Below are 20,367 nucleotides of genomic sequence, written 5' to 3' on the forward strand. Positions count from 1 at the left end.
TAGCGCGGGACGGTCTGGAGGCTCTCGGGTCTCTCCTTCTTTCCGGCCAAGCCGGTGTAGCTCTGCGTCAAGTTTTGCGCACCCAGAGTTTTCGTGAGGCCTAAACGGGGGACAAAGGGCCGACGACTCGGGACGCGTGGCGGAAACGTGACCGGTGGCCTTCGCGCCGCTAGTGTGCCCGCTGTGGAGCTAAAAGTCTCAACTCGATCACATGACGGGCACACCGTCATGGCCATAATCGGCGAAATCGACCTGTACACCGCGCCTGGCCTGCAGGCCGAGTTCACTCGGCTGCTCCAGGAGAGCCCGGCCACCCACGTGGTCATCGACATGTCCGGTGTGGAGTTCTGCGACTCCACCGGGATGAACGTGCTGCTGTCGGCGCTCAAACGGCTGCGCGAACGCGGCGGCACCCTGGAACTGGCCGCGCCGCGACCGGCCGTCCGTAAGATCCTCCAGGTCACCGGCCTCGACTCGGTCTTCACCGTGTACGAGGCGATGCCCGAGAAGCTGCTTTCGGCGAAGCGACAAGCATGACCGGGACAGCGGTGATCATCCCGGCCAAGGACGAGGCCGACCGGATCGGCGCGACCGTGACCGCGGCCCTGGAACTGGCCGGTGTCGATCTCGTCATGGTCGTGGACGACGGCTCGGCCGACCAGACAGGCCGGGTGGCGAAGGCCGCGGGAGCCCGGGTCATCCGGCACAGCCGAAACCGCGGCAAGGCCGCCGCCATGGAGAGCGGAGCGGAGGCCGTACGGCTGCTCGACGGTGAGTCCCCCCGCCACCTGCTCTTCCTCGACGCGGACCTGGGGGAGACGGCCCGCGAGGCCGAACCGCTGATCAAACCGGTCACGGCGGGCGAGGCGGACATGACCATCGCCGTCTTCGTCACCCGGGTGAAGCTCGGTGGCCACGGGTTCGTGGTGAACCTGGCGCGGCGGGGCATCGAGCGCGCGACCGGCTGGACGCCGACCCAGCCGCTCAACGGACAGCGCTGCCTGACCAGGACCGCCTTCGAGGCCGCCCGCCCACTGGCCCGGGGGTTCGGCGTCGAGACGGCGCTGACGATCGACCTGGTCCGCAAGGGCTTCCGGGTGCGGGAGGTCGAGGTCGAGATGTCGCACCGGGCCACCGGCACCGACTGGAAGGCGCAGCTCCACCGGGCGAAACAGTTCCGCGACGTCGCCTGGGCGCTCCTGGTCCGGGGATAGCCTCCCGGCCTGGGCACCATCCCGGATGTGCTGGAATTTGCGGGTGACCCAGGACGTGACCGTGGCCGGAGACACACGGGTTGCCGCGCGGGGCACGCCGCGGGCGCTCGACGTCGCCGCGTTCGTCGCGCTCGGGCTCTCTGCCGGGCTGACGGTCCTGATCGGGCTGCTCGGCCCCTCCGTCATGGTCCCCGAACTGGCCGGGCCCGCCTGGCAGCCGCCGTACTCTCTGGGGGTGCGGCCTGAGGCCCACCTGATGATCGGCCTGGCGGCGGCGGCGATCCTGCTCGGAGGCGTTGGTCTCGCGGGCGCTCTGCGGGCCAGGTGGCGGCCTGATCCGCGTCTGCTGGCCGGGCTTGGCTGCGCCGTCGTCGCGCTGCTGGCCTTCCTGCCGCCCTCGGGGTCGGCCGACCACCTCAACTACGCCGCCTACGGCCGGTTGACCGCGCTCGGCCACAACCCCTACGAGACGGTTCCCTCGGCGCTGCCCGCCGACCCGGTGCTCGGCGCGGTCGAGGAGTGGACGGGCGTGACCAGCGTCTACGGGCCGGTGGCGACGGCCGTACAGGCGTTGGCGAGCCTGGTGGGGGGAGAGTCGGTCCGGCTGACCGTCTTCGTGATGGCGCTGGTCAACGCCATGGCCTTCGCGGGTACGGCGTCGCTGCTCGACCGTTTCACCCGGAACGACCCGGGCCTGCGGGCCAGGGCGGCACTGTTGTGGGCGGCGAACCCACTGATGATCTACCACCTGGGCGCCGGGACGCACGTGGACACCCTGGCCGTGGCCTGCATGGTCGCCGCCCTGATGGCCAGGGGGGCGGGCTCCGGGCTGCTGCTCGGGGTGGGGATCGGGGTGAAGCTGAACGCCGGGCTCGTCGCCCTCGGCCCCGCCTGGGAGCTGCGCCGCCGTCCCGGCAGGCTCGCCGTCGTCGCGGGCACCGCGACGGTGACCGTGCTGGCGATCTACGCGGTGGCGGGACCGCACGTGCTCGACCAGGTCGGCGCGGCCAGCAGGAAGGTCTCCCTGGCCACGCCGTGGCAGCTGGTCAAGACGGGGCTCCAGGAGGTGTTCGGGCCCGGTGCCTACTCGGCCTGGACCCAGGTGGGCTCGCTGGCGCTGCTCGTCCTGCTGGCCTGGCTGCTCCTGCGGGCCGCGCCGGAACACTCGGCGCCCGGGGTCGCCGTCGCGATCGTGGTCGCCTGGCTGTTCGCCGCGACCTACGCGCTGCCGTGGTACGACGGGCTGGCCTTCGCCCTGCTGGCCATGGTCGCCTGGCCCGCCCTTGAGGGCTTCCTGGTGGCCAGGGTCGTCATCCTGTCGCTGGGGTATCTGCCCGCGAGGGAGGCGTTGCGCCCTGAGGACATGCTCTGGCTGCGGACCGTCGTCAGGCAGCAGGTGGTGCCGTGGTCCCTGCTGGCGCTGACGGTCGCGCTGGCGTGGTGGGCGGCGAGGTCCGCAGCGCGCGCACGCAGGCGGTCAGCGTCAACGGCACCGCGACCGTGAGGGCCATCGCCGGGATCGCGATGCCCGAGTCGTTCATCAGGAACCCGACCAGCGCGCACGCCAGGGCGCCGATCAACCCGGCGCGCAGCGGCGGTGCCGCCGCGTAGGCGCGGGCCAGCGCGGAGGCGCCCCACCGGGAGGGGCGGTCGAGCACCAGGAACAGGAACGCCAGCGCGACCAGCGACAGCAGGGACAGTGACCAGTTGCCGACCGTCACCCCGATCATGGCCCCGAACTTGCGGCTGACGACCGTCCAGGCCTCGCCGTCCAGCACCTGCTGCACGAAGGTGCCCAGGTGGGTACGGCGTTCGGCGGGCTTGAGCCAGTCGACGACCGCGATGGCCCCGATCAGCAGGGCGCCGGCCAGGCCAACCAGGACGAGCTTGAGCGGTGAGACCCGGCTTCCGACCAGCAGGATCAGGAAGACGGCCACCCCGATGAGGAAGGCGGGCACCCCGCCGAAGTCGGCGCCCCACGCGGGCCAGCCGTCGGCGAACACCGCCAGCGCGCCGTAGAGCAGGCAGAACGTGAACGCCAGCGGGCGCCGTCCCCGGGAGATCAGCCAGTGGGCGATGCCCGCCATGGCCAGGATCGTCCCGGCCGCGTAGACCGCGAAGGCGATGTTGCCGAAGCCGTAGAACCGCCCGCCGGTGACCGGTTCGTAGCCGGTGACCGCGTTCACCTGCAGGGACGATCCGGTCATCACGTCGCCGAGCAGGGCCAGCGAGGTGACCGAGGCGACCACGGTCAGCGGCCCCAGGACGCTCCTGCGCCACGGCCCGGCCAGGGCGACCCCGGCCAGGGCGCCCGCGATGCCGAGGATGGTCACGATGACCGACGCCATCGGGGCGGAGAACGTCCACCAGGGCACGAGCTGCGCCAGGAAGGTCGCGACCGGGATGGACCCGCCGATCGTCGCGACGACCCCGGTGGCGGCCAGCGCCCGCGAACCGCCCCAGCCCCGCCGTACGGCGAAGGCGGCCAGCAGGTAGAACAGCAGCTGGGCGCTGACGAAGACCGCGAAGAACGGCCCCTGCACCCGGCGTAGCACCTGGCTGGCCAGGTCGGCCTCCGTCAGGCTCCGCACGACCTCCCCGGCGGCCTCTCCAGTGGTCTGGGCGCCCTGCGTCGCGCTCGTCCAGGGGCGCCCGACGGCGCCGTCGGGCACGCCGAGGCCGAGCAGGGTGAGCGCGGTCGCGGTCAGGTCGGTGTTGGTGACCAGCCCCTCCTGCCTGGTCGAGGTGGCCCCCAGGTAGCCGTGGCCGTACGGCCCGCCGCCCGGTGAGGGGCCGTCGGCGATCGCGACGTGCAGGTGCGCCGAGGCCGCGGCGTCCGACAGGCCGCCGAGCAGGACAGTGCCCCCCTGGGGAAGCCTGGTCAGCAGCGCGCCCACCCCTCGGTCGGCGGCGGCGACGGCCTCCCGCCTGGCCTGGTCGGGCAGCGCGGCCAGCACCCCGTCGGCGTCCCCTGGGCGGGCGAGCCACGCCGTGGTGAGGTCGGGGATCTCCACCACGACCAGCCGGTACGGCGTCAGGTCACCAAGCCCTGCGACGTCTGGCGCATATTTACCGATTTTTCCGGACTTGTTGGCGGCGGCCAGGGCGGCTCCCGGCCCGGCGGCCGCGACCTTCCCCCCGGCGTCGGCGACCCGCTGCCCCAGCAGCCCCAGGACCGGCCGGTAGGAGGTCTCGGTGGCGTTGAACGTCACCAGCTCCTGCCAGCCGGGCACACTCGCCCCGCCGTCCTGGTCGGCCACCGGCTGGGCGGGCGGAGCGCAGGAGCCTCCAGGAGCGCCCGCCCGCTGCCCCGCCGAGATCGTCAGCCAGCCCGCGACCGGGCAGGTGAGACTCCGTGAGGGCGGCGGAACCGCCCTGGTCGACATCGAGGCCGAGGCACCCCGCTCGACGAGACGCCACAGGTTCGGCGCCCGCGTCCGGTCGAGATCACCCCACTGGAGGCCGGGCACCCCGACCACCACGACCCTGGCGGGCCCCGCCTCGGCGTGGGCGGCGGCCGTACCGGTGAACAGGAACCCGGCGAGCACCGGCAACGTCAACAGGACGGCCAGCGCGGCGCGGACGTGCCCAGCACCGGAACCCATGCGTCTCCCTCGTTGTCCACACCCCGTCGGCGGTCCTGTCCACGGTCCGCCACGCCCACGGTAGCCTGCCTGGTCGTGAGGAGTGGCTCGTGAGGAATGGCTCGACCGTGACCGGACGGGCGCCGTGGGCACGGCTGCTCGCACCCCTGCCCGCGCTGCTGGTCGTGCTGGTCGCGCTCGCCCCGCTGGTGCTTCCCTGGCTGGGCAACGTCGACGACCAGCGCCTGGTCGACCTGGACGTCTACCGTACCGGCGGCAGGGAGCTGCTTGAGGGGCGGCCGGTCTACGACTTCATGACGCCCGCGCCGCAGTTGCTGCCGTTCACCTATCCGCCGATCGCGGCGATGCTGGCCACGCCGCTGGCGATGATGTCCTGGCCGGTGGCGCAGTGGGTGTGGACCGGGCTGATCCTCCTGACGCTGGCCGTCACCGTCCGCTACGCCTTCCGGCCGGCCCTGGAACGGCCGGCTTTCGAACGGCGGGGCGGGTGGCGGCTGCCGCTGCTCCTGGCGCTGCTGACGGTCGCCTGCGCCTATCTGATGCCGATCAGGGACCAGTTCCGCTTCGGCCAGGTGGACATCCTGCTCGTCGCGCTCTGCCTGGCCGACTGCGTCGCCCCCAGGCCACCGTGGCCGCGCGGCCTGTTGATCGGCCTGGCGACCGCGGTCAAGCTCACCCCGGGTGTCTTCCTGATCTATCTCCTGCTGACCGGCTTCGGCCCCGGCGCCAGGAAGGAGCAGCGTGACGCCTTCCTCATGGCCGCCTTCACCGCCACGCTGCTGACCGTGCTGCCGTTCCTGGTCATCCCGTCCGACGCCGCCGACTTCTGGTTCGGCGCGCTGCTCGACCCGGAACGGCTCGGCGCGAACGCCGCGACCACCAACCAGTCCGTGCGCGGCATGCTCATCCGGCTCTACCTGCCCGACCAGCTCACCTCCCTGCTCTGGCTCGCGCTGGTCGCGGTGATCGCCTGGTCCGGCTTCCGCCACGCCCGCAGGGCCCTGCTCGACGGGCACACGACGACGGCGGTCGCCCTGGTGGGCCTGATGGCCGTACTGCTGTCGCCGGTCGCCTGGATCCATCACCTGGCCTGGGTCGTCGTGGTCCTCGGCGCGCTGGCGGGCGACGGCCGCGACCCGGTGCGCGTCCGCGTCGCCGCCGGGGTCTGGCTGTACTACGTGCTGCCCGTCCCCTGGTGGGGGGTGACGATCAAGGCAGCGGAGATCCCGGTCCTCAGCCCCGTGGTCGGCAAGATCGTGCAGAACGGTTTCGGCCTCGGCGCGCTCGTCCTGGTCTGGCTGCTCGGGGTGTGGCTGCCCCGCCGCAGGGCGGCCTTCCCGGGCGATGCGGTCCCCCTGAAAGCCTGATTCCAGGCACGTTTCCCGGTGGGCGGCGGATAACCTGTGGTCATGCCCAGACTCGCCTACCTGGGACCGGAGGGCACCTTCACCGAAGAGGCCCTGCGGACCCTGGCTCCGGACGCCGAGCGACTGCCCTGCGCCAACGTCAGCGCCGCGCTCGACGCGGCCCGCCAGGGCGAGGCCGACGGTGCCGTCGTCCCCCTGGAGAACTCCCTCGAAGGCGGCATCGCCACCACCCTGGACGAACTGGCCTGGGGCGAGCCGCTGCTCATCGTCGCCGAGCTGCTGCTGCCCGTCGAGTTCTCCCTCCTGGTACGGCCGGGCACCCGCATGCGCGACATCAAGCGGATCTTCACCCACCCGGCGGCGATCACCCAGTGCCGTGGCTTCACCGCCCGCGAGCTGCCCGAGGCCGTGGTGGTCGCCGCCCCCTCGACGGCCGCCGCCGCCCAGGAGGTCGCGCTGCCCGGCTCGCCGTACGACGCGGCCATCGCGGCGCGCATCGCGGGCGACAACTATGGCCTGGTCGAGCTGGTCGCCAACGTGGGCGACCGGTCCGACACGGTGACCAGGTTCATCCAGGTGACACGCCCCGGGGCGCTGCCCGCGCCGACCGGCGCGGACCGCACCTCCCTGGTGGCCTTCCTCTCCGACGACCACCCCGGCGCGCTGCTGGAGATGCTCACCGAGTTCTCCGTGCGGGGGGTCAACCTGAGCCGCATCGAGTCACGGCCGACCGGTGACGGGATCGGCCGCTACTTCTTCCACTTCGACCTCGAAGGTCACGTGACCGACGCCAGGGTCGGCGAGGCGGTCTCCGGGCTGCACCGGGTCAGCTCCGGTGTGCGTTTCCTGGGCAGCTACCCCCGTGCGGACGGCCTGACGCCCCAGGTCAAGAGGGGCACCTCCGACTCCGACTTCGCCGAGGCCACCGACTGGCTGGCCCGTGTCAGGGCGGGACAGGTCTAAGACAGCCCTAAGACGGGCTTAATAGGCGCACAGGCCGTGGCATGACGTCGGTAGCCTTGTGCTGTGATTGACCTGCGTACCCTTCGTGAGGAACCCGACCGGCTACGGGCGTCGCAGCGTGCCCGCGGTGAGGACGACGCCGTCGTCCAGACGCTGCTCGACCTGGACGAGCGCAGGCGCGGCGCGCTGAGTCGCTTCGAGTCGCTGCGCGCCGAGCAGAAGAGCATCGGCAAGTCGGTCTCCCGCGCCTCCGGCGAGGAGAAGGCCGCGCTGCTCGACCGGGCCAAGGAGCTCGCCACGCAGGTCAAGTCGGCGGAGAGCGAGGCGGAGAAACTCGCGGCCGAGCTCGACGAGCTGCTCCAGACGGTGCCCAACATCGTCGAGGAGGGCGCTCCCCACGGCGGCGAGGACGACTACGTCGTGCTTGAGGAGATCGGCGACAAGCCGGTCTTCGACTTCGAGCCGCGTGACCACCTCGAACTGGGCGAGCTGCTCGGCGCGATCGACATGGAGCGCGGGGCGAAGGTCTCGGGGTCGAGGTTCTTCTTCCTGCGGGGCGTCGGCGCCCGCCTGCAGCTCGGCCTGCTCAACATGGCCATGCAGCAGGCGATCGAGGCGGGCTTCGTCCCGATGATCCCGCCGGTGCTGGTCAAGCCCGAGTCGATGCAGGGCACCGGCTTCCTCGGCGCCCACGCGAGCGAGGTCTACCACCTGCCCGAGGAGGACCTGTTCCTGGTCGGCACCAGCGAGGTGCCGATGGCGGCCTACCACGCCGACGAGATCCTCGACGGCGCCGAGCTGCCCTACCGCTACGCCGGGTGGTCGTCCTGCTTCCGCAGGGAGGCGGGGTCCTACGGCAAGGACACCAGAGGCGTCATCCGCGTCCACCAGTTCGACAAGGTCGAGATGTTCTCCTACTGCCGTCCCGAGGAGGCCGCGGCGGAGCACCAGCGCCTGCTGGCCTGGGAGAAGGAGATGCTCGCCAAGATCGAGGTGCCTTACCGCATCATCGACACCGCGGCGGGCGACCTCGGGGCGAGCGCGGCGCGCAAGTTCGACTGCGAGGCCTGGGTGCCCAGCCAGGGCCGCTACCGCGAGCTCACCTCGACCTCCAACTGCACCGAGTTCCAGGCCCGCCGCCTGGCCGTACGGTTCCGTGACAAGGACGGCAAGCCCCAGCACGTGGCCACGCTGAACGGCACCCTGGCCACCACCCGGTGGATCGTCGCCATCCTGGAGAACCACCAGCGGGCCGACGGGTCGGTCGAGGTTCCCAAGGCGCTGCGTCCCTTTGTCGGACTCGACGTCCTCGAGCCGGTCAAGTAGTCACCCGGATCGGAGTCGTCAGGAAGGCCTCTCGCCGCCTTTGCGGCGGGGGGCCTTCTTTGCTCCCTAGGCGAGGTCTTCCACGGCCTCTGGAGGGCCTTCAGGGCTTCCCACGGCGCCTTGACGGACGGCGATGGGAAAGGCGGAAGGTCCGGAAAAGGAGAAAGGCGGAGTTCGCGTTAAGCGAACTCCGCCTTACCTCCTTACAGAGGTCTATGGTCAGACGGCGCGGACCTGCGAGGCCTGCGGACCCTTCTGGCCCTGCGTGATCTCGAACTCGACTCGCTGGCCGTCCTCAAGGCTGCGGTAGCCGCTGCCCTGGATCTCGGAGAAGTGCACGAACACGTCCGGTGCACCGCCGTCCGGTGCGATGAAGCCGAAGCCCTTTTCAGCGTTGAACCACTTGACGGTTCCCTGAGCCATTAAAGCTCTCCCTCAGGATTTGAAACTTTGGGATTCACACCTCATGAACCCCCTGTGTCGTACAGCGGGCCCCGGGGTGGTTCAGTCAAACTGGCTTTCACAACGGGATTCAGCTAATACAACGCCATCACATCTAACACTATCCGGCGCGCCCGTGTTCCCGCCACGAGGAAGATTCCTCGCGGGCGCATCCCGGGGGCGGCACCCCTCGGAGGACGGTGCAGACTGGAGCCTGTTATGGGAAGTCCCAGGCTCATCGCAACAGACCTAGACGGCACCGCTCTGCGCTCCGACGGCACCGTCTCAGCCCGCACCGCGGCGGCCTTCGCCCTCGTTGAGAGGGCCGGGGCCACATTGGTCCTCGTGACGGGGCGTCCGCCCAGGTGGATGCGCCCGATCGCCGCCGCCGTACGGCATCGCGGGCTGGCCATATGCGCCAACGGCGCGCTCGTCTACGACCTCCATGCCGAACAGATTGTGAAATCTCACCCTATCGACCCGGATGTCCTTCAAGAGGTGGTGAGCCGGCTGAGAGAGAAGGTTCCCGGGCTCACGTTCTCGGTGGAATACGAAGGCGGGTTCGCACGTGAATCCGGCTTCCTTCTCGACAGCCTGGACCGGGTGGCGGGACTGAACGGCGCGGAGACCGACGCGCTCACCACCACGCCCTGCGCGAAACTCCTGGCACTGCACCAGGACATGAACCCGGACGCCCTCCAGGAGACCGTCTGCGAACTGGTCGGTCACCTGGTCACCCCGACCCATTCCAGTGGCCGCGCCATGATCGAGATGAGCGCCCACGGTGTGACGAAGGCCTCCGCCCTGGCCGCCCTCGCCGAGGGACGCGCCATCACCGCCGCCGAGGTCGTCGCCTTCGGGGACATGCCGAACGACCTGCCGATGCTGCGCTGGGCGGGCACGTCGTACGCCGTGGCGAACGCCCACACGGAGGTGCTGGCCGCGGTCGATCACGTGACCGCGGCCAACGACGACGACGGAGTGGCCGAAATCCTTGAGGCCCTCTACGGAGGGACCTACAGGTAGGGGCCGGAGCTGCTCTGCTGGTGGTTGTCCTGCTGCCCCATGGAGACCCCACCGGGCAGCGCCCTGCGCATGTTCTCCAGCTGGGCGCGGGCCGCCATCTGCTGGGCGAAGAGCGTGGTCTGGATGCCGTGGAACAGGCCTTCGAGCCAGCCGACCAACTGCGCGTGCGCCACCCGCAGCTCGGCCTCGCTCGGCGGGGTGCCGTTGCCGTCATCGGTGAAGGGAAGCGACAGCCGTTCGAGCTCGTCGACCAGTTCGGGCGCCAGACCGTCTTCAAGCTCCTTGATGGAGCTCTGGTGGATCTCCTTGAGCCGCTTACGGCTGGCCTCGTCGAGCGGAGCCGCCCTGACCTCTTCGAGGAGCTGCCGGATCATGCTGCCGATGCGCATCACCTTCGCGGGCTGCTCGACCAGATCGGCGACAGAGCGACCTTCGCCTTCCTCCTCGGTCTGGAGCCCCTGTGGGCCCACGACCACTACATGGGGAGTGCTCTCCTCAGCGTTCATAGCTCTCAACCTACTAGCAGGATTTTCCCGACGTGCTCTCCGGATTCGAGGAGCCGGTGAGCCTCGGCGGCCTCGCTCATCGGCACGCGGGAGTGGACGACAGGACGGACGACCCCCGCGTCCACCAGGGGCCAGACGTTTTCCACGACGCCACGCACGATGATGCCCTTCTCGTCGACGGGCCGTGCGCGTAGCGTGGTGCCGTGCACCGCGGCTCGCTTGGTGAGAAGCGCCCCCAGGTCAAGCTCCCCTCTGGAGCCTCCCTGCATCCCTATCACAACCAGCCTGCCGCCGGTCTTCAGCGCCCTGACGTTCCCGGCGAGATACGGCCCGCCGACGATGTCGAGGATGACGTCCGCCTGGACCTTCTCCGAGAAGTCGCCCTCGTGATAGTCGATCCCCTCGTCGGCGCCGAGTTCGAGGCAACGGGCGATCTTCTCCGCCGATCCCGCGGTGACCACGACCCGCGACCCGAACGCCTTGGCGAGCTGTACGGCCAGCGTGCCGATCCCGCTGGCGCCGCCGTGGACGAGAAGCGTCTCGCCCCTGCGCAGCCGCGCGGTCATGAACACGTTCGACCACACCGTGCACGCGACCTCGGGAAGCGCGGCGGCCTCGACCAGGTCGACCCCCTCGGGCACCCGCATCACCTGCTGCCACGGCACCGCCACCCGCTCGGCGTAGCCGCCCCCGCTCAGCAGGGCGCACACCCGGTCACCGGGCCTGAACCCCTCGACGTTGGACCCGACCTCGGCGACGACCCCGGAACATTCCAGCCCGGGGTACGGCGAGGCCCCGGGAGGAGGGGAGTACTGTCCTTTTCGCTGAAGGGTGTCGGCCCGGTTGACCGCGGAGGCGGCCACGTCGATCAGGACGTCGTCCGGACCGAGCCGGGGATCGGGGACCTCCCGCCACACAAGCTCCTCGGGCCCACCAGGTTTGTCGATCACGATGGCGTGCATAGTTCCAACGCTATCCGCTGGGGATCAACTTGGTGGTTGCCCGCATTGACAAGAACACAGGGCGTTAACCTGCTATGTGTTTGCTGCCCTCTTTACACCCATCCCGAGGGGGAACACGGTGGCAAGGCACGATCGTGAGGAATCTCTCGAGGAACAGCTTGCCTGGCTCGACGCTATCAAGGAACAGGAGGAGGCGCCCCCCGTCACGGTGAAGAGCGGCGTGGTGGACGACACCGTCATCTCGCCCTACCCCAAAGACCCCTGGAGCGCGGTTCCCGCCGAGCCGGACACGACGTCCTCGTCGCTGTTCCGTATGGTCGCCGACCCCTCGAACCACCTGGTGAGCAGCCTCTCCGCGCCCGCCGCGCCCGCCTCCGTCGAGGACGCGGACGCGGCCGAGTGGATGGAGGCGGGCGCCTTCAGCGTGCCCCCGCCCTCGCCGTCCCCGAACCGTGACGACGAGGCCTTCCTCGCGCCCCTGAAACCGCTGCCCCGCCAGGACGTGTCCGACGGCTCAGGGGCGGTTCAGGAGACGTCCTCCGACGGCCCGGGTTTCCTCGCGGCCCCCGCGGATCACGAGCCGGTCGACGCCGACCTCTCCGCCGACCTCTCCGCCGAACAGGGCGATCATCTGCCGCCCGCAGAAGCCGATGACTCGCAGGCCGGTCCCGAAGAACTCGAAGGCTCTCTGCCCGATCAGATCTCCTTCGGGTCCTCCGAGCCGTCTGAAGACGCGTTCGAGCAGGACTTCTCGCCGGTCGGTCACGGTCCGCTGGACGACTCGGAACCCGGGGGACTCCAGCCCTTCACGCCCTCGGCCGGCAGGCAGGACGCCTTCCCCCTTTCAGGGGATCTCCCTTCCTCGGAGGGCGTCAGCCGTGAGCCGTCCCCTGTCGTGGAGCCGCCACACGCGAACGAGGAACGGGCCGTACCCGACTCCACCGATGAGGCGCCCGAGGACGACAGGTCACCTCAGGCCACGGTGAGCGACGCGCTGCGGCAGGCGGCCGGGGGAGGCGCGCTGGGGCAGTCTCACCAGAGCAGCGCCTTCGCCCGTGACTGGGGCAGGGCGTTCACCTCTGACGCGGCCTCCGCCGAGACGCCTCCCCAGGGGTCCTCCTCCTTCCCCGAGGAGCCACCGGCTCGGGAAGGGGCGTCGTTCCGGGACGTGTCGTTCTCCCGGGAGGCGCTGTTCGCCCAGGGAGAGCCCAACCTCAAGGATCTGCCCTTCCCCCAATCCGCGGCTTCCTTCCAATCCGCGGCCCCTTCCCCATCCGCGGCTCCTTCCCAATCTGTGGCCCCTTCTCAACCTGCGGCTCCTTCACGGCCCGCGGCTCCGGAGTCTCCGGTCTCCCAGGAGGCCCAGTCCCAAGAGACGTCGGCCAGGGAAACGGTGACACCGCCTCGGGGTGTTTCGGCCGTCCCCGAACGCGATTTCGGCGCGCCTGGAAAGGGCGCGGCCGAACCGGTGCGGGAGTCGTACCAGGCGAGACGTCGTCACTCGGCGCCGCCGCCGGCTTTCAGCGTGCCGTCCAGGCAGACGTCCGGGTCGAGGCCGTCGGCCGACAGTCTCGATCCCGACTCGCTGCTCAGGGGACGCCGTAACGCGCCCTCCAGCGGCTGGCGCAGGCTGATCTACACGGCGTCGGCCGGGCTGATCAAACCCGGGGAGTCGCCCGAGGTCCGTCGTCGTCGCGAACTCGCCACCCGTGCCCGCACCCCCGTGGCCACCGGTCACCACCGCGTCGCCGTACTGAGCCTGAAGGGCGGCGTCGGCAAGACCACGACCACGGTCGGCCTCGGCGCCACCCTCGCCCAGTCGCGCGGCGACAGGGTCATCGCGGTCGACGCCAACCCCGACCGCGGGACCCTGTCGGACAAGGTGAAGCTTGAGACCGCCGCCACCGTTCGTGACCTGCTCAACGAACGGAAGCAGATCAAGCGCTACGTGGACGTCAGGGCCTTCACCTCGCAGGCGCCGTCCCGGCTGGAGATCCTCGCCTCAGACCGTGACCCGTCGGTGTCCGAGGCGTTCAGCGCCTCCGACTACCAGGCGGTGGCGCAGGTCCTGGAGAACTTCTACTCGATCTGCATCACCGACTGCGGTACGGGCCTGCTCCACTCGGCCATGTCCGGTGTCCTCGGCCTGGCCGACCAGCTGGTCCTGGTGAGCTCCCCGTCGGTGGACGGCGCCCGCGCCGCCTCGGCGACCCTTGACTGGCTTGAGGCCCACCACTACGAGGAACTGGTCCGGTCGGCGACGGTCGTGCTGTGCAGCGTCCGCCCCAGGTCGAAGTCGACCGTGGACCTCGACCGCCTCGAGGCCCACTTCGCGGCCCGCTGCCGGGCGGTGATCCGTGTCCCCTACGACCCCCACCTGGAGGAGGGGGCCGAGATCGAACTGGACAGGCTCCAACCCGCCACCCGAGACGCCTACCTTCGCCTGGCGGCCTCGGTGGGAGACGGCTTCGCCATTCCTCAGCCAACCTGACGTGGGCCGTACGCTTTTGCCCAGACCCGGCTTCCTCAGTCGGGCCTGGGCTTCTCGGGGCTCGCTGTGGTCTCCCTGCGGCCTTTTGGCGGGCGATTCCAATCGGGGCGCCCGCCGGTCGTGGGCACGTCCGGACCAGTGAGAGACTAAAGTGCAATCTGACGCGTTCTGACGCGCGTCACCCAGGAGAGCTCGCCTAGTGGACGATGGCGGCGGTCTTGAAAACCGCTAGGGCTGGTGACAGTCCTCGTGGGTTCGAATCCCACGCTCTCCGCTTTGCTTGAGAAACGGCGCCTGACCAGGTCTTGTGGCTTGGTGGGGCGCCGTTGGCCGTTTCCGGGCCGCGCAGCCGTACGGCGTGGTGAGCGACCCTCGGTCGGTGGTCGCGGGATATACGCGGAATGATGTTGGTCACGTTTCCCCAGGTCACGCCTGCAAAGTCCTAGTGAGCCGCTCCGGGCGAGGACAGGCCGAGGTTGTACGTTCCGAACCTTGGCCAGATCTGTGACGGGAAGCGAGTGCCGACCGAGCCAGACAAGGGCTGTACGGATCTCCTCAGACTGGTCGAGTTGCCGGGCGGCCGGAGGAAGCCCGCGGCTACGAGGTTCTACCGGCCAGTTCCGAAGCTGTGATCCCCATCGTGATGATCGATCTCATGAGCCGCCGTCTCACCGGCGAATCCACCCCGACCTGGTGGGACGCCTGAACCTGAAGCAGATGGAATCTACGGGATCAAATACCCCCTAAGGTGTGGGGACACTAGCGTCTCCTTATGACCAGCAGTTCCTCGGTACCTCCGACGACCACCGACGGCTATATCAACCCTCTGCCGCTACTGATCCGGGCAGGTATCACGCTTGAGAGTGTGGCGTACATGCCCTCACCTTGGGGCGCACCAGCCGGGACAGCGGCAGTAGGCCGAAATGAAGCGGGGGTACCTTGGCTTGGCATTGCCAGCGAGACACCGTTTAGCTGGCTGAGAGTCTCAGAGCCCGTCCCAAAGCAGCAGTTGGAGTTCCTTCACATCCAGCGTCTCGCGGTAGACCACCGGTTGGCGACCAACCGCGAACTCTACGATGCTGTCGTCGTACCCGAGACTGATCCACCTGACTTCCACGTGCTGGCAGATGGCAAGCAAGCTGGCTGCGAGCTGACCGTACTGAGCATCCAGCAGCGGCGACAGGCCCAAGCCCTCTTCTTCGAGGTCGCTAAGCGGCTGGGACTTCAGCACCGTCACCGCATCGGGCATTTGACCGGCTACCACGTCTCGATGTGGTTCGGTACGGCGGACGACCCGACCGGCCTCCCGTTCCAACGTACCGATCACGACGCTCACGACCGGCTCGTTGAGGCGCTTGTTGCCTTCCAGCCTGATCCCGACCAGCTCAAGGCGCCGGGAGGGGAACTTCCCAAGCAGTTTGACGCTCGGCCAGTTCGCACGCCGGACGACGCCAGCTTCTTCGCCGTGCCCCTGGTGGGTGGCGTGCCGGCCTCTGGTCTGTTTGGAACTACAGGGATCAGTCTGGGGCTTGCGTTCCAGTCCGACCACACGGCCCAGCAGGAGTGGGCGAACCTGCGCGCCATCGTCCAACATAAGGACAGGCCCACGAACGACTTCCTACTCATCTCCGTGGGAGCCCCCGACCGTCAGGGGCAATGTTTCCTGAGTGAAGAACTCCTGGCAGACTTCATGCTCCAGCACCCAGAAGAGCTAACCACCAACCACCTTTCCTCGGTCATCCTCCACTTTTGGAGTACGGGCAGAGCGTTCGAGTTGCTGGGGGGAGCGCCACGGTCCCTGTGGCCGCCGCTGTACAACGGGTTTGTCCCCTCACACCATCCGGTCCGGCCGAAAGAAGACCAGCCAGGTCACGTCCACGCTTGAAGTGAGGCGTCCGAAACCACGTCGAGGCGAAACAGAAGAGGCCCCGGTGTTCCCGAGGCCCCTGTTGAAAGGCTGATCATGCAGCCAGCGCATCCTCGATCCGCCGATTGGCGACCTCGGCGCCACCGTCGATGCACTTGGCGTAGACCTTGAGCAGCACGTCCACCCCGTGCCCCGCCCGTTCGGCCACGTCGGGGGCCGCCACTCCGGCGTTGAGCCAGAGCGAGACGGCTGCGTGGCGCAGGTCGTATGGCGGGGCTGCCAGCTGGGAGACCTGCTGTTCGGGAGTCAGCGCCAGGAGCCGGGCCGCCTTCCACGCGTCGCAGTACGTCCCGATGGAGATCACGCCGCCGCGCGAGGTTCGGAACAGCCGGCCGTCCTCGTGGGCCCCGAACTCCTCGACGTGCTCCCGCAGGATGGTCACCAGCTCCGGCGGGATCGGTATGGGACGCCCTTCATCCTGGGCCCGGTGCTTGAGCCCGCGGTCGTCGTGAGCCTGCCCGCTGTCGGTCCACTTCTTGTTGGCCTGCGGCTTGGACTTGGCCAGGATGAGCCGCCCCCATCCGAACTCGGGAAGGTGGCAGTCCTGCTTGCGGAGCCCGAGGGCCTCGGCCGGGCGCAGGCCGCCGAAATAGAGACAGGCGAAGAAGCCCCGCAGGTGCCGACCACGGTCGAGACGGCCCACGTAGGTCACCGCGGTCAGCAGCTCCCGAGCCTGAACCGGGTTGACCACCACCCGCCGGTCTACGACCTCCCGGACCTTCGGCGGCTTCCACGCCTTCACCTTGTCGATCGGGTTGGCGGCCAGTTCCCCCAGGTCCACGGCGTACTGGAGGGCGTTGTAGAAGACCGACCGCTTACGGGCGATCGTGGTGGCTGCAGCCGCCCCGCCGTCGAGTCGGAGCGTCAGGGCGTCGAGGCCGAGCCGTACGTTGCGCACCTTGGACAGGGCGTGAACTGGCAAGGAATGGCGCTCAAGCCACGCGAGAGCCGACCGGATCGCTTCCGGGCGCTTCAACTGCCGAGCGGCGGGAGGAAGTGCGTACTGCCGCAGAGCCTCCCGGAGAACGAGCGGTTCAGGCTTGCCCGGCGCATTCTCGTCGACAAGAGCGGGTGTGACGGTTGCCAGCGCGTCAGTGAGGCTGTCACGGGTCTTGGCCGCCGCGTGGGGCCATTTCATGTCCACGTACGCCAGCGCGGAAGCGAACCAGTTCACAGCGCTCTTTACGGCCAGCATGGAGAGGGGCAGTCCGGTCTCCTTGTCAAAGGCTTCGCCGCGCTTGGCAGCCTGACGTAGATCGGACTGGAAGTTCTCGGCCAGTGCCTTGGTGCGAAAGGTCCGTGACTTACGGCGACGGTTAACGGCCCATCGGAACTCATAAGACGGTGCCTTACTGGACTGATTGCGCCGAATATCCCAGATCTTGACGTCGTACGAGACGCTCACGCCGCCTCCCGGAGGGAATCCAGCCAGATCGTGAACTCGCTGCGCCAGACGCGGATCTCACCGTTCGGGAGCTTGAGGCCCTGGGGAGCGTGGCCGATCTCGCGCCAGCGGTAGAAGGTCCGCCGGGACACCCCGCCGAGTTCATCGAGGATCTCCGGCACGGTCATGAGCTCGTCACGGTTCTTCTTCACGCCGCCTTCCTCAGTGCCGTAGTCGCCGAAGGATCGGGGATGGGTCTGCCGTCGGCCCTGGCCCGGAGTTTGTCGAGCCGGGCGCGGGTTCGGTGCCGGTTGGCCACGCCGCGCAGCAGCCGCACCGGTAGCGGGGTTCGGGTGGGGTCCTTGGTGGAGACCGGCCGCCAGACGTAGCGGTGCGGGTCGGTCTCGGCGTCGGCGGGCAGACCGAGCATGTCGAGGACCCAAGCGCGGCGGTCGGCTTTGTGATCGCGCAGGGTCTTGTTCGACCACTTGCGGGAGACCAGGACGCGGCGCCCGGCGTAGCCGAGGTGTTCGGCCTTGTGAGCCTTGGAGCGGCACCGCCGGGTGTCATGCCCGCTTTGGCGTTCTTGGACTGGACGCCGTAACGCAGCCAGTTGGCGCAGGCTGGAGAGCAGGGTTCGTAGCGCAGCGCCTCCACTAGGCGGGCCGCATGGTCCCGGCGGGCTTGATTGATCGCGGCGCGGGCAGTCGACGCGGCCGGGATCTCGTCATCCTGCTCGTCTTCGTCGAGGTCGAGGGTGTCGCCGAGGCCCTTGGTGAGGTACTTGGTCAGGTAGCCGATCCGCTTGTGGGCGTCCGGCGAACCGGCCAGGAGGCCCTGAACGTCGACCTGGGCGCCGAAGCGCATCACGTGCAGTGGTTCGGCTTCCTCGTCGATGTCGAGTCGGTCGAGGGCCTGTTTCCAGGTAGGCAGTAGCTCCCCCGTGATGGGGTCGAGGTAGTCGCCTCACCGTGAAAGGCGTCCTGGCCGGACAGGGCAACCTGCGCACCGGCAAGCATGGCAAGAGCTACCACGCCAACGGCTCCGAGCTGCGCGACTGGCGCGAGCGCATCCGCGGGGCCGCCCTCGACGCCCTCGGCCGCTACGAATGGGTCGGTCTTGGCGCGACGGCTCCGTGCCTGCAATGCGACGTCGTCCGCAAGAAGCACGCCGCGCTACTCGGCCCGGTCCGCCTGGAGACCGTCGTCACCGTGGTCAAACCGAAGACCGTGACCGGCACCTGGCCGATCACCCGGTCCTCCTCGGACTGGGACCACTACGCCCGTGCGATCGGCGATGCCCTGACCGGAGTCGTCTACCTCGACGACTCCCAGGTGATCGACGGCCGGCCTGATCAAGACCTTCCCGTACGTCCACGAGCACGCGCTGGGCGAGCCTGGCGCCGTCATCCGCATCTGGGAGAACACGTGACCAAGTTGTCCTTCGATTCCAAGCTTGGTGCCGCAGCCTCGGCCGCGCTGGAGGAGCACATCCGGCCGATCTACGACCGGCCCGGGTGCTCCCGCCTGGCCATCATCGAGTTCCGCCACATCGAGCGCACCCAGCCCGCGCCGGAGTCCGACAAGGACCCCTCGGTGAAGGTGAGGGTCAGCCACTGCGAGATTCCCGGCCGTGACCAGGAGGGCTACATCCGTGAGGCCCAGCGGGCGCTGTACCTCCAGCGGACGGCGTCGGGCACTCTCGACGACGACGGCCAGCTCCAGCTCACCCAGAGCACTCTGTCCCACATCAGCGGCCTGTTGCACGAGGTCGAGGTGGCCCGGCTCCGTGCGGGTCTGCGGCACTGGGTGAACTACGCCGCCCGGGTCAACTCCCTGGTCGGCCTCACGGTCTCGGAGATGCAGCACGAGCTGGACACCGTCGCCCAGGGCCTGGCCGCGCTGCTGAACAACGCGCCCGAGGAGGAGTTGTGAGCGGCCACGTCCACCACGGGACCGCGTCTCTGACGATCGCGATCGCGCAGGCCGACGGCAGCATAGTCTCCCGCCGCTGGCTGACGTGCGAGCACTGTGCCGAGCATCTGGCCGAACAGCTCGGGCCGCCCTCTGACGAGGTGCTCATTACGCCCGATTCCGTGGAGGGCCTGCGCACGCACTTCGATGCTGACCCTGGGGCCATCCGGCACAGCGGAGGTGGATGGTCATGACCGTCACTGAGGCGCGCGACCTGCTCCGGCTTCTGTCCTGGTTCCTCGGCGCTCCGGTGCTCGGCGAGGAGCCGGTCCCCGACGCCGAGGCGATAGAGGCCGCCGCGCTGCTCGCCGACCAGGCCCACCAGGCGCTCGGCACCGGGCCGGACGGTCAGCACGTGCGGGCGCTGTGGTGCCAGGTGCAGCCCGTCGTCACGGCGGACCGGGTGCCGTACGACTCCCGCGGAGAACCGTCCGGCCTGCGCCTGGTCGGCCGCGATGAGTGAGGCGTTGACTCTGTTCGGGACGCCCGCCGCTCCCCAGCCCGAGTCGCCGAAGGAGTCGCAGACGGTGCGCCGTACCCGCCGTCAGGCCGCCATGCTCGCCGCGGGCATCCATCCGCTGTCGGCCGTGGTGGGCAAGCTGCGTGTCCATCCCGAGGCCGCTCCGTACGGCGACCTCCAAGCGCCCGGTCGCCGCTGCGGCAACTGCCGCTGGCGCGAGGTGTTCAGCCACCACAACGACCGCCACCCGAAGTGCACCGTCGGCGACGGCGCCCGGATGAGTCACAGCGCCGCGACCGACTGCCGCGCCTGGTGGCCCGGATGCACAGACCACACATGGAAGGAAGAGGAGACGGATGACTGACCTGCGCGTCGATCTGCGCGCCCGCCGAGCCTGGCAGGGAGACAAGGAACTCCACCTGACGGCCAAGGAGTTCGACCTGCTGCGCGTCCTGGTCCGCGACGCCGGGAAGGTCGTCACCCGCGAGTAGATCATGCACGAAGTGTGGGACGAGACCTGGTGGGGGTCGAGCAAGACCCTGGACATGCACATCTCGTGGCTGCGCCGCAAGCTGGGCGACAACGCCGCCCGGCCGTACTACATCACGACCATACGATGCGTCGGCTTCCGCTTCGACGGGACGGCCTCGACCACCGGCCAGCCGTCGCCGGCCGACGCGGGCGACGCCCTGGACCTGGCCCGCGCCGTCATCGCCGACCTG

20 protein-coding genes, 1 tRNA gene and 2 pseudogenes are annotated in these 20,367 nt (G+C 69.4%); 15 read left to right on the plus strand and 8 right to left on the minus strand.

Annotated elements, in window-relative coordinates; all coding sequences use genetic code 11:
• The first annotated feature begins 183 nt into the window (after window positions 1-183).
• From ACFYY8_RS26800 to ACFYY8_RS26810, 3 genes are read left to right on the plus strand one after another with little or no spacing between them, the layout of a single operon-like run.
• Window positions 184-537, plus strand: a complete 354-nt coding sequence (locus tag ACFYY8_RS26800; protein WP_352014903.1) for an STAS domain-containing protein — start codon at window positions 184-186, stop codon at window positions 535-537.
• Complete coding sequence (locus tag ACFYY8_RS26805; RefSeq protein ID WP_390045456.1) at window positions 534-1,214, plus strand: glycosyltransferase family 2 protein; 681 nt, start codon at window positions 534-536, stop codon at window positions 1,212-1,214. Before ACFYY8_RS26800 ends, ACFYY8_RS26805 begins: the two co-directional genes overlap by 4 nt.
• A gap of 43 nt (window positions 1,215-1,257) precedes the next feature.
• On the plus strand, window positions 1,258-2,718 hold the full coding sequence (locus tag ACFYY8_RS26810) for a glycosyltransferase 87 family protein (protein WP_390045458.1): 1,461 nt from the start codon (window positions 1,258-1,260) through the stop codon (window positions 2,716-2,718).
• On the opposite strand, the gene ACFYY8_RS26815 is transcribed toward ACFYY8_RS26810, so the two are convergent.
• Window positions 2,600-4,819 carry a hypothetical protein gene (locus tag ACFYY8_RS26815; RefSeq protein ID WP_390045460.1) on the minus strand — a complete coding sequence of 740 codons (2,220 nt, stop codon included), beginning with the start codon at window positions 4,817-4,819 and terminating at the stop codon, window positions 2,600-2,602. The genes ACFYY8_RS26810 and ACFYY8_RS26815 overlap by 119 nt on opposite strands.
• A gap of 89 nt (window positions 4,820-4,908) precedes the next feature.
• Here ACFYY8_RS26815 and ACFYY8_RS26820 point away from each other — a divergent pair, with 89 nt between their 5' ends.
• The 3 genes from ACFYY8_RS26820 to serS all read left to right on the plus strand — a co-directional run bounded on the left by ACFYY8_RS26820 (window position 4,909) and on the right by serS (window position 8,475).
• Window positions 4,909-6,186 (plus strand): glycosyltransferase 87 family protein, encoded by a 1,278-nt coding sequence (locus ACFYY8_RS26820; protein ID WP_390045462.1) that lies wholly within the window; start codon window positions 4,909-4,911, stop codon window positions 6,184-6,186.
• A gap of 42 nt (window positions 6,187-6,228) precedes the next feature.
• On the plus strand, window positions 6,229-7,149 hold the full coding sequence (gene pheA, locus ACFYY8_RS26825) for a prephenate dehydratase (RefSeq protein WP_390045464.1): 921 nt from the start codon (window positions 6,229-6,231) through the stop codon (window positions 7,147-7,149).
• Between the two features lie 63 nt (window positions 7,150-7,212).
• On the plus strand, window positions 7,213-8,475 hold the full coding sequence (gene serS, locus ACFYY8_RS26830) for a serine--tRNA ligase (RefSeq protein WP_390045466.1): 1,263 nt from the start codon (window positions 7,213-7,215) through the stop codon (window positions 8,473-8,475).
• A 219-nt stretch (window positions 8,476-8,694) separates the two neighbouring features.
• On the opposite strand, the gene ACFYY8_RS26835 is transcribed toward serS, so the two are convergent.
• On the minus strand, window positions 8,695-8,898 hold the full coding sequence (locus tag ACFYY8_RS26835) for a cold-shock protein (protein ID WP_179821289.1): 204 nt from the start codon (window positions 8,896-8,898) through the stop codon (window positions 8,695-8,697).
• Between the two features lie 237 nt (window positions 8,899-9,135).
• On the opposite strand from ACFYY8_RS26835, the gene ACFYY8_RS26840 reads away from it, so the two are divergent.
• Window positions 9,136-9,942 carry an HAD family hydrolase gene (locus ACFYY8_RS26840; RefSeq protein WP_390045468.1) on the plus strand — a complete coding sequence of 269 codons (807 nt, stop codon included), beginning with the start codon at window positions 9,136-9,138 and terminating at the stop codon, window positions 9,940-9,942.
• Here ACFYY8_RS26840 and ACFYY8_RS26845 read toward each other — a convergent pair.
• Window positions 9,933-10,448, minus strand: a complete 516-nt coding sequence (locus ACFYY8_RS26845; RefSeq protein ID WP_352014895.1) for a bacterial proteasome activator family protein — start codon at window positions 10,446-10,448, stop codon at window positions 9,933-9,935. The two genes, ACFYY8_RS26840 and ACFYY8_RS26845, sit on opposite strands and share 10 nt — an antisense overlap.
• A gap of 5 nt (window positions 10,449-10,453) precedes the next feature.
• Entirely contained in the window at window positions 10,454-11,410 is a 957-nt protein-coding gene (locus tag ACFYY8_RS26850) for an NAD(P)H-quinone oxidoreductase (protein ID WP_390045471.1), read from the minus strand.
• A 118-nt stretch (window positions 11,411-11,528) separates the two neighbouring features.
• Between ACFYY8_RS26850 and ACFYY8_RS26855 the strand changes: the two genes are divergently transcribed.
• The 3 genes from ACFYY8_RS26855 (at window position 11,529) to ACFYY8_RS26865 (ending at window position 15,786) form a co-directional block, all read left to right on the plus strand.
• The gene (locus ACFYY8_RS26855; protein WP_390045473.1) at window positions 11,529-13,901 is read left to right on the plus strand and encodes an AAA family ATPase; all 2,373 of its coding nucleotides are present in this window, start codon (window positions 11,529-11,531) and stop codon (window positions 13,899-13,901) included.
• A 185-nt stretch (window positions 13,902-14,086) separates the two neighbouring features.
• A tRNA-Ser gene (locus ACFYY8_RS26860) sits at window positions 14,087-14,175 on the plus strand.
• Between the two features lie 498 nt (window positions 14,176-14,673).
• A complete protein-coding gene (locus tag ACFYY8_RS26865; protein ID WP_390045475.1) occupies window positions 14,674-15,786 on the plus strand; it encodes a hypothetical protein in 1,113 nt (370 codons plus the stop codon).
• 76 nt (window positions 15,787-15,862) lie between these two features.
• On the opposite strand, the gene ACFYY8_RS26870 is transcribed toward ACFYY8_RS26865, so the two are convergent.
• The 4 genes and pseudogenes from ACFYY8_RS26870 to ACFYY8_RS26885 form a co-directional block, all read right to left on the minus strand.
• Window positions 15,863-17,233, minus strand: a complete 1,371-nt coding sequence (locus ACFYY8_RS26870; protein ID WP_390045477.1) for a tyrosine-type recombinase/integrase — start codon at window positions 17,231-17,233, stop codon at window positions 15,863-15,865.
• Window positions 17,230-17,424 (minus strand): helix-turn-helix transcriptional regulator, encoded by a 195-nt coding sequence (locus ACFYY8_RS26875; protein WP_390045479.1) that lies wholly within the window; start codon window positions 17,422-17,424, stop codon window positions 17,230-17,232. Before ACFYY8_RS26875 ends, ACFYY8_RS26870 begins: the two co-directional genes overlap by 4 nt.
• Window positions 17,421-17,846 (minus strand): replication initiator, encoded by a 426-nt coding sequence (locus ACFYY8_RS26880; protein ID WP_390045511.1) that lies wholly within the window; start codon window positions 17,844-17,846, stop codon window positions 17,421-17,423. Before ACFYY8_RS26880 ends, ACFYY8_RS26875 begins: the two co-directional genes overlap by 4 nt.
• Window positions 17,846-18,160, minus strand: a pseudogene (locus tag ACFYY8_RS26885) (replication initiator); the annotation flags it as partial. The pseudogene ACFYY8_RS26885 and the gene ACFYY8_RS26880, both read right to left, overlap by 1 nt.
• Before the next feature lie 23 nt (window positions 18,161-18,183).
• On the opposite strand from ACFYY8_RS26885, the gene ACFYY8_RS26890 reads away from it, so the two are divergent.
• The 5 genes and pseudogenes from ACFYY8_RS26890 to ACFYY8_RS26910 all read left to right on the plus strand — a co-directional run.
• Window positions 18,184-19,146 carry a hypothetical protein gene (locus tag ACFYY8_RS26890; protein ID WP_390045481.1) on the plus strand — a complete coding sequence of 321 codons (963 nt, stop codon included), beginning with the start codon at window positions 18,184-18,186 and terminating at the stop codon, window positions 19,144-19,146.
• A complete protein-coding gene (locus tag ACFYY8_RS26895; RefSeq protein WP_390045483.1) occupies window positions 19,143-19,379 on the plus strand; it encodes a hypothetical protein in 237 nt (78 codons plus the stop codon). Before ACFYY8_RS26890 ends, ACFYY8_RS26895 begins: the two co-directional genes overlap by 4 nt.
• On the plus strand, window positions 19,376-19,648 hold the full coding sequence (locus ACFYY8_RS26900) for a hypothetical protein (protein ID WP_390045486.1): 273 nt from the start codon (window positions 19,376-19,378) through the stop codon (window positions 19,646-19,648). Before ACFYY8_RS26895 ends, ACFYY8_RS26900 begins: the two co-directional genes overlap by 4 nt.
• Window positions 19,641-20,009, plus strand: a complete 369-nt coding sequence (locus tag ACFYY8_RS26905; protein ID WP_390045488.1) for a hypothetical protein — start codon at window positions 19,641-19,643, stop codon at window positions 20,007-20,009. The genes ACFYY8_RS26900 and ACFYY8_RS26905 overlap by 8 nt, the downstream gene beginning before the upstream one ends.
• A pseudogene (locus ACFYY8_RS26910) lies at window positions 19,939-20,283 on the plus strand (winged helix-turn-helix domain-containing protein); the annotation flags it as partial. The gene ACFYY8_RS26905 and the pseudogene ACFYY8_RS26910, both read left to right, overlap by 71 nt.
• Between the last annotated feature and the right edge of the window lie 84 nt (window positions 20,284-20,367).

This window comes from Streptosporangium sp. NPDC001559 (assembly GCF_042893955.1).
Taxonomy (GTDB): domain Bacteria; phylum Actinomycetota; class Actinomycetes; order Streptosporangiales; family Streptosporangiaceae; genus Streptosporangium.

What these genes read in the sequence shown, in the direction of transcription:
- ACFYY8_RS26805 (WP_390045456.1), top strand. Translation starts at nt 534, where the DNA reads ATGACCGGGACAGCGGTGATCATCCCGGCCAAGGACGAGGCCGACCGG.
- ACFYY8_RS26815 (WP_390045460.1), bottom strand. Translation starts at nt 4,819, where the DNA reads ATGGGTTCCGGTGCTGGGCACGTCCGCGCCGCGCTGGCCGTCCTGTTG.
- pheA (WP_390045464.1), top strand. Translation starts at nt 6,229, where the DNA reads ATGCCCAGACTCGCCTACCTGGGACCGGAGGGCACCTTCACCGAAGAG.
- ACFYY8_RS26835 (WP_179821289.1), bottom strand. Translation starts at nt 8,898, where the DNA reads ATGGCTCAGGGAACCGTCAAGTGGTTCAACGCTGAAAAGGGCTTCGGC.
- ACFYY8_RS26840 (WP_390045468.1), top strand. Translation starts at nt 9,136, where the DNA reads ATGGGAAGTCCCAGGCTCATCGCAACAGACCTAGACGGCACCGCTCTG.
- ACFYY8_RS26845 (WP_352014895.1), bottom strand. Translation starts at nt 10,448, where the DNA reads ATGAACGCTGAGGAGAGCACTCCCCATGTAGTGGTCGTGGGCCCACAG.
- ACFYY8_RS26850 (WP_390045471.1), bottom strand. Translation starts at nt 11,410, where the DNA reads ATGCACGCCATCGTGATCGACAAACCTGGTGGGCCCGAGGAGCTTGTG.
- ACFYY8_RS26865 (WP_390045475.1), top strand. Translation starts at nt 14,674, where the DNA reads ATGACCAGCAGTTCCTCGGTACCTCCGACGACCACCGACGGCTATATC.
- ACFYY8_RS26900 (WP_390045486.1), top strand. Translation starts at nt 19,376, where the DNA reads ATGACCGTCACTGAGGCGCGCGACCTGCTCCGGCTTCTGTCCTGGTTC.
- ACFYY8_RS26905 (WP_390045488.1), top strand. Translation starts at nt 19,641, where the DNA reads ATGAGTGAGGCGTTGACTCTGTTCGGGACGCCCGCCGCTCCCCAGCCC.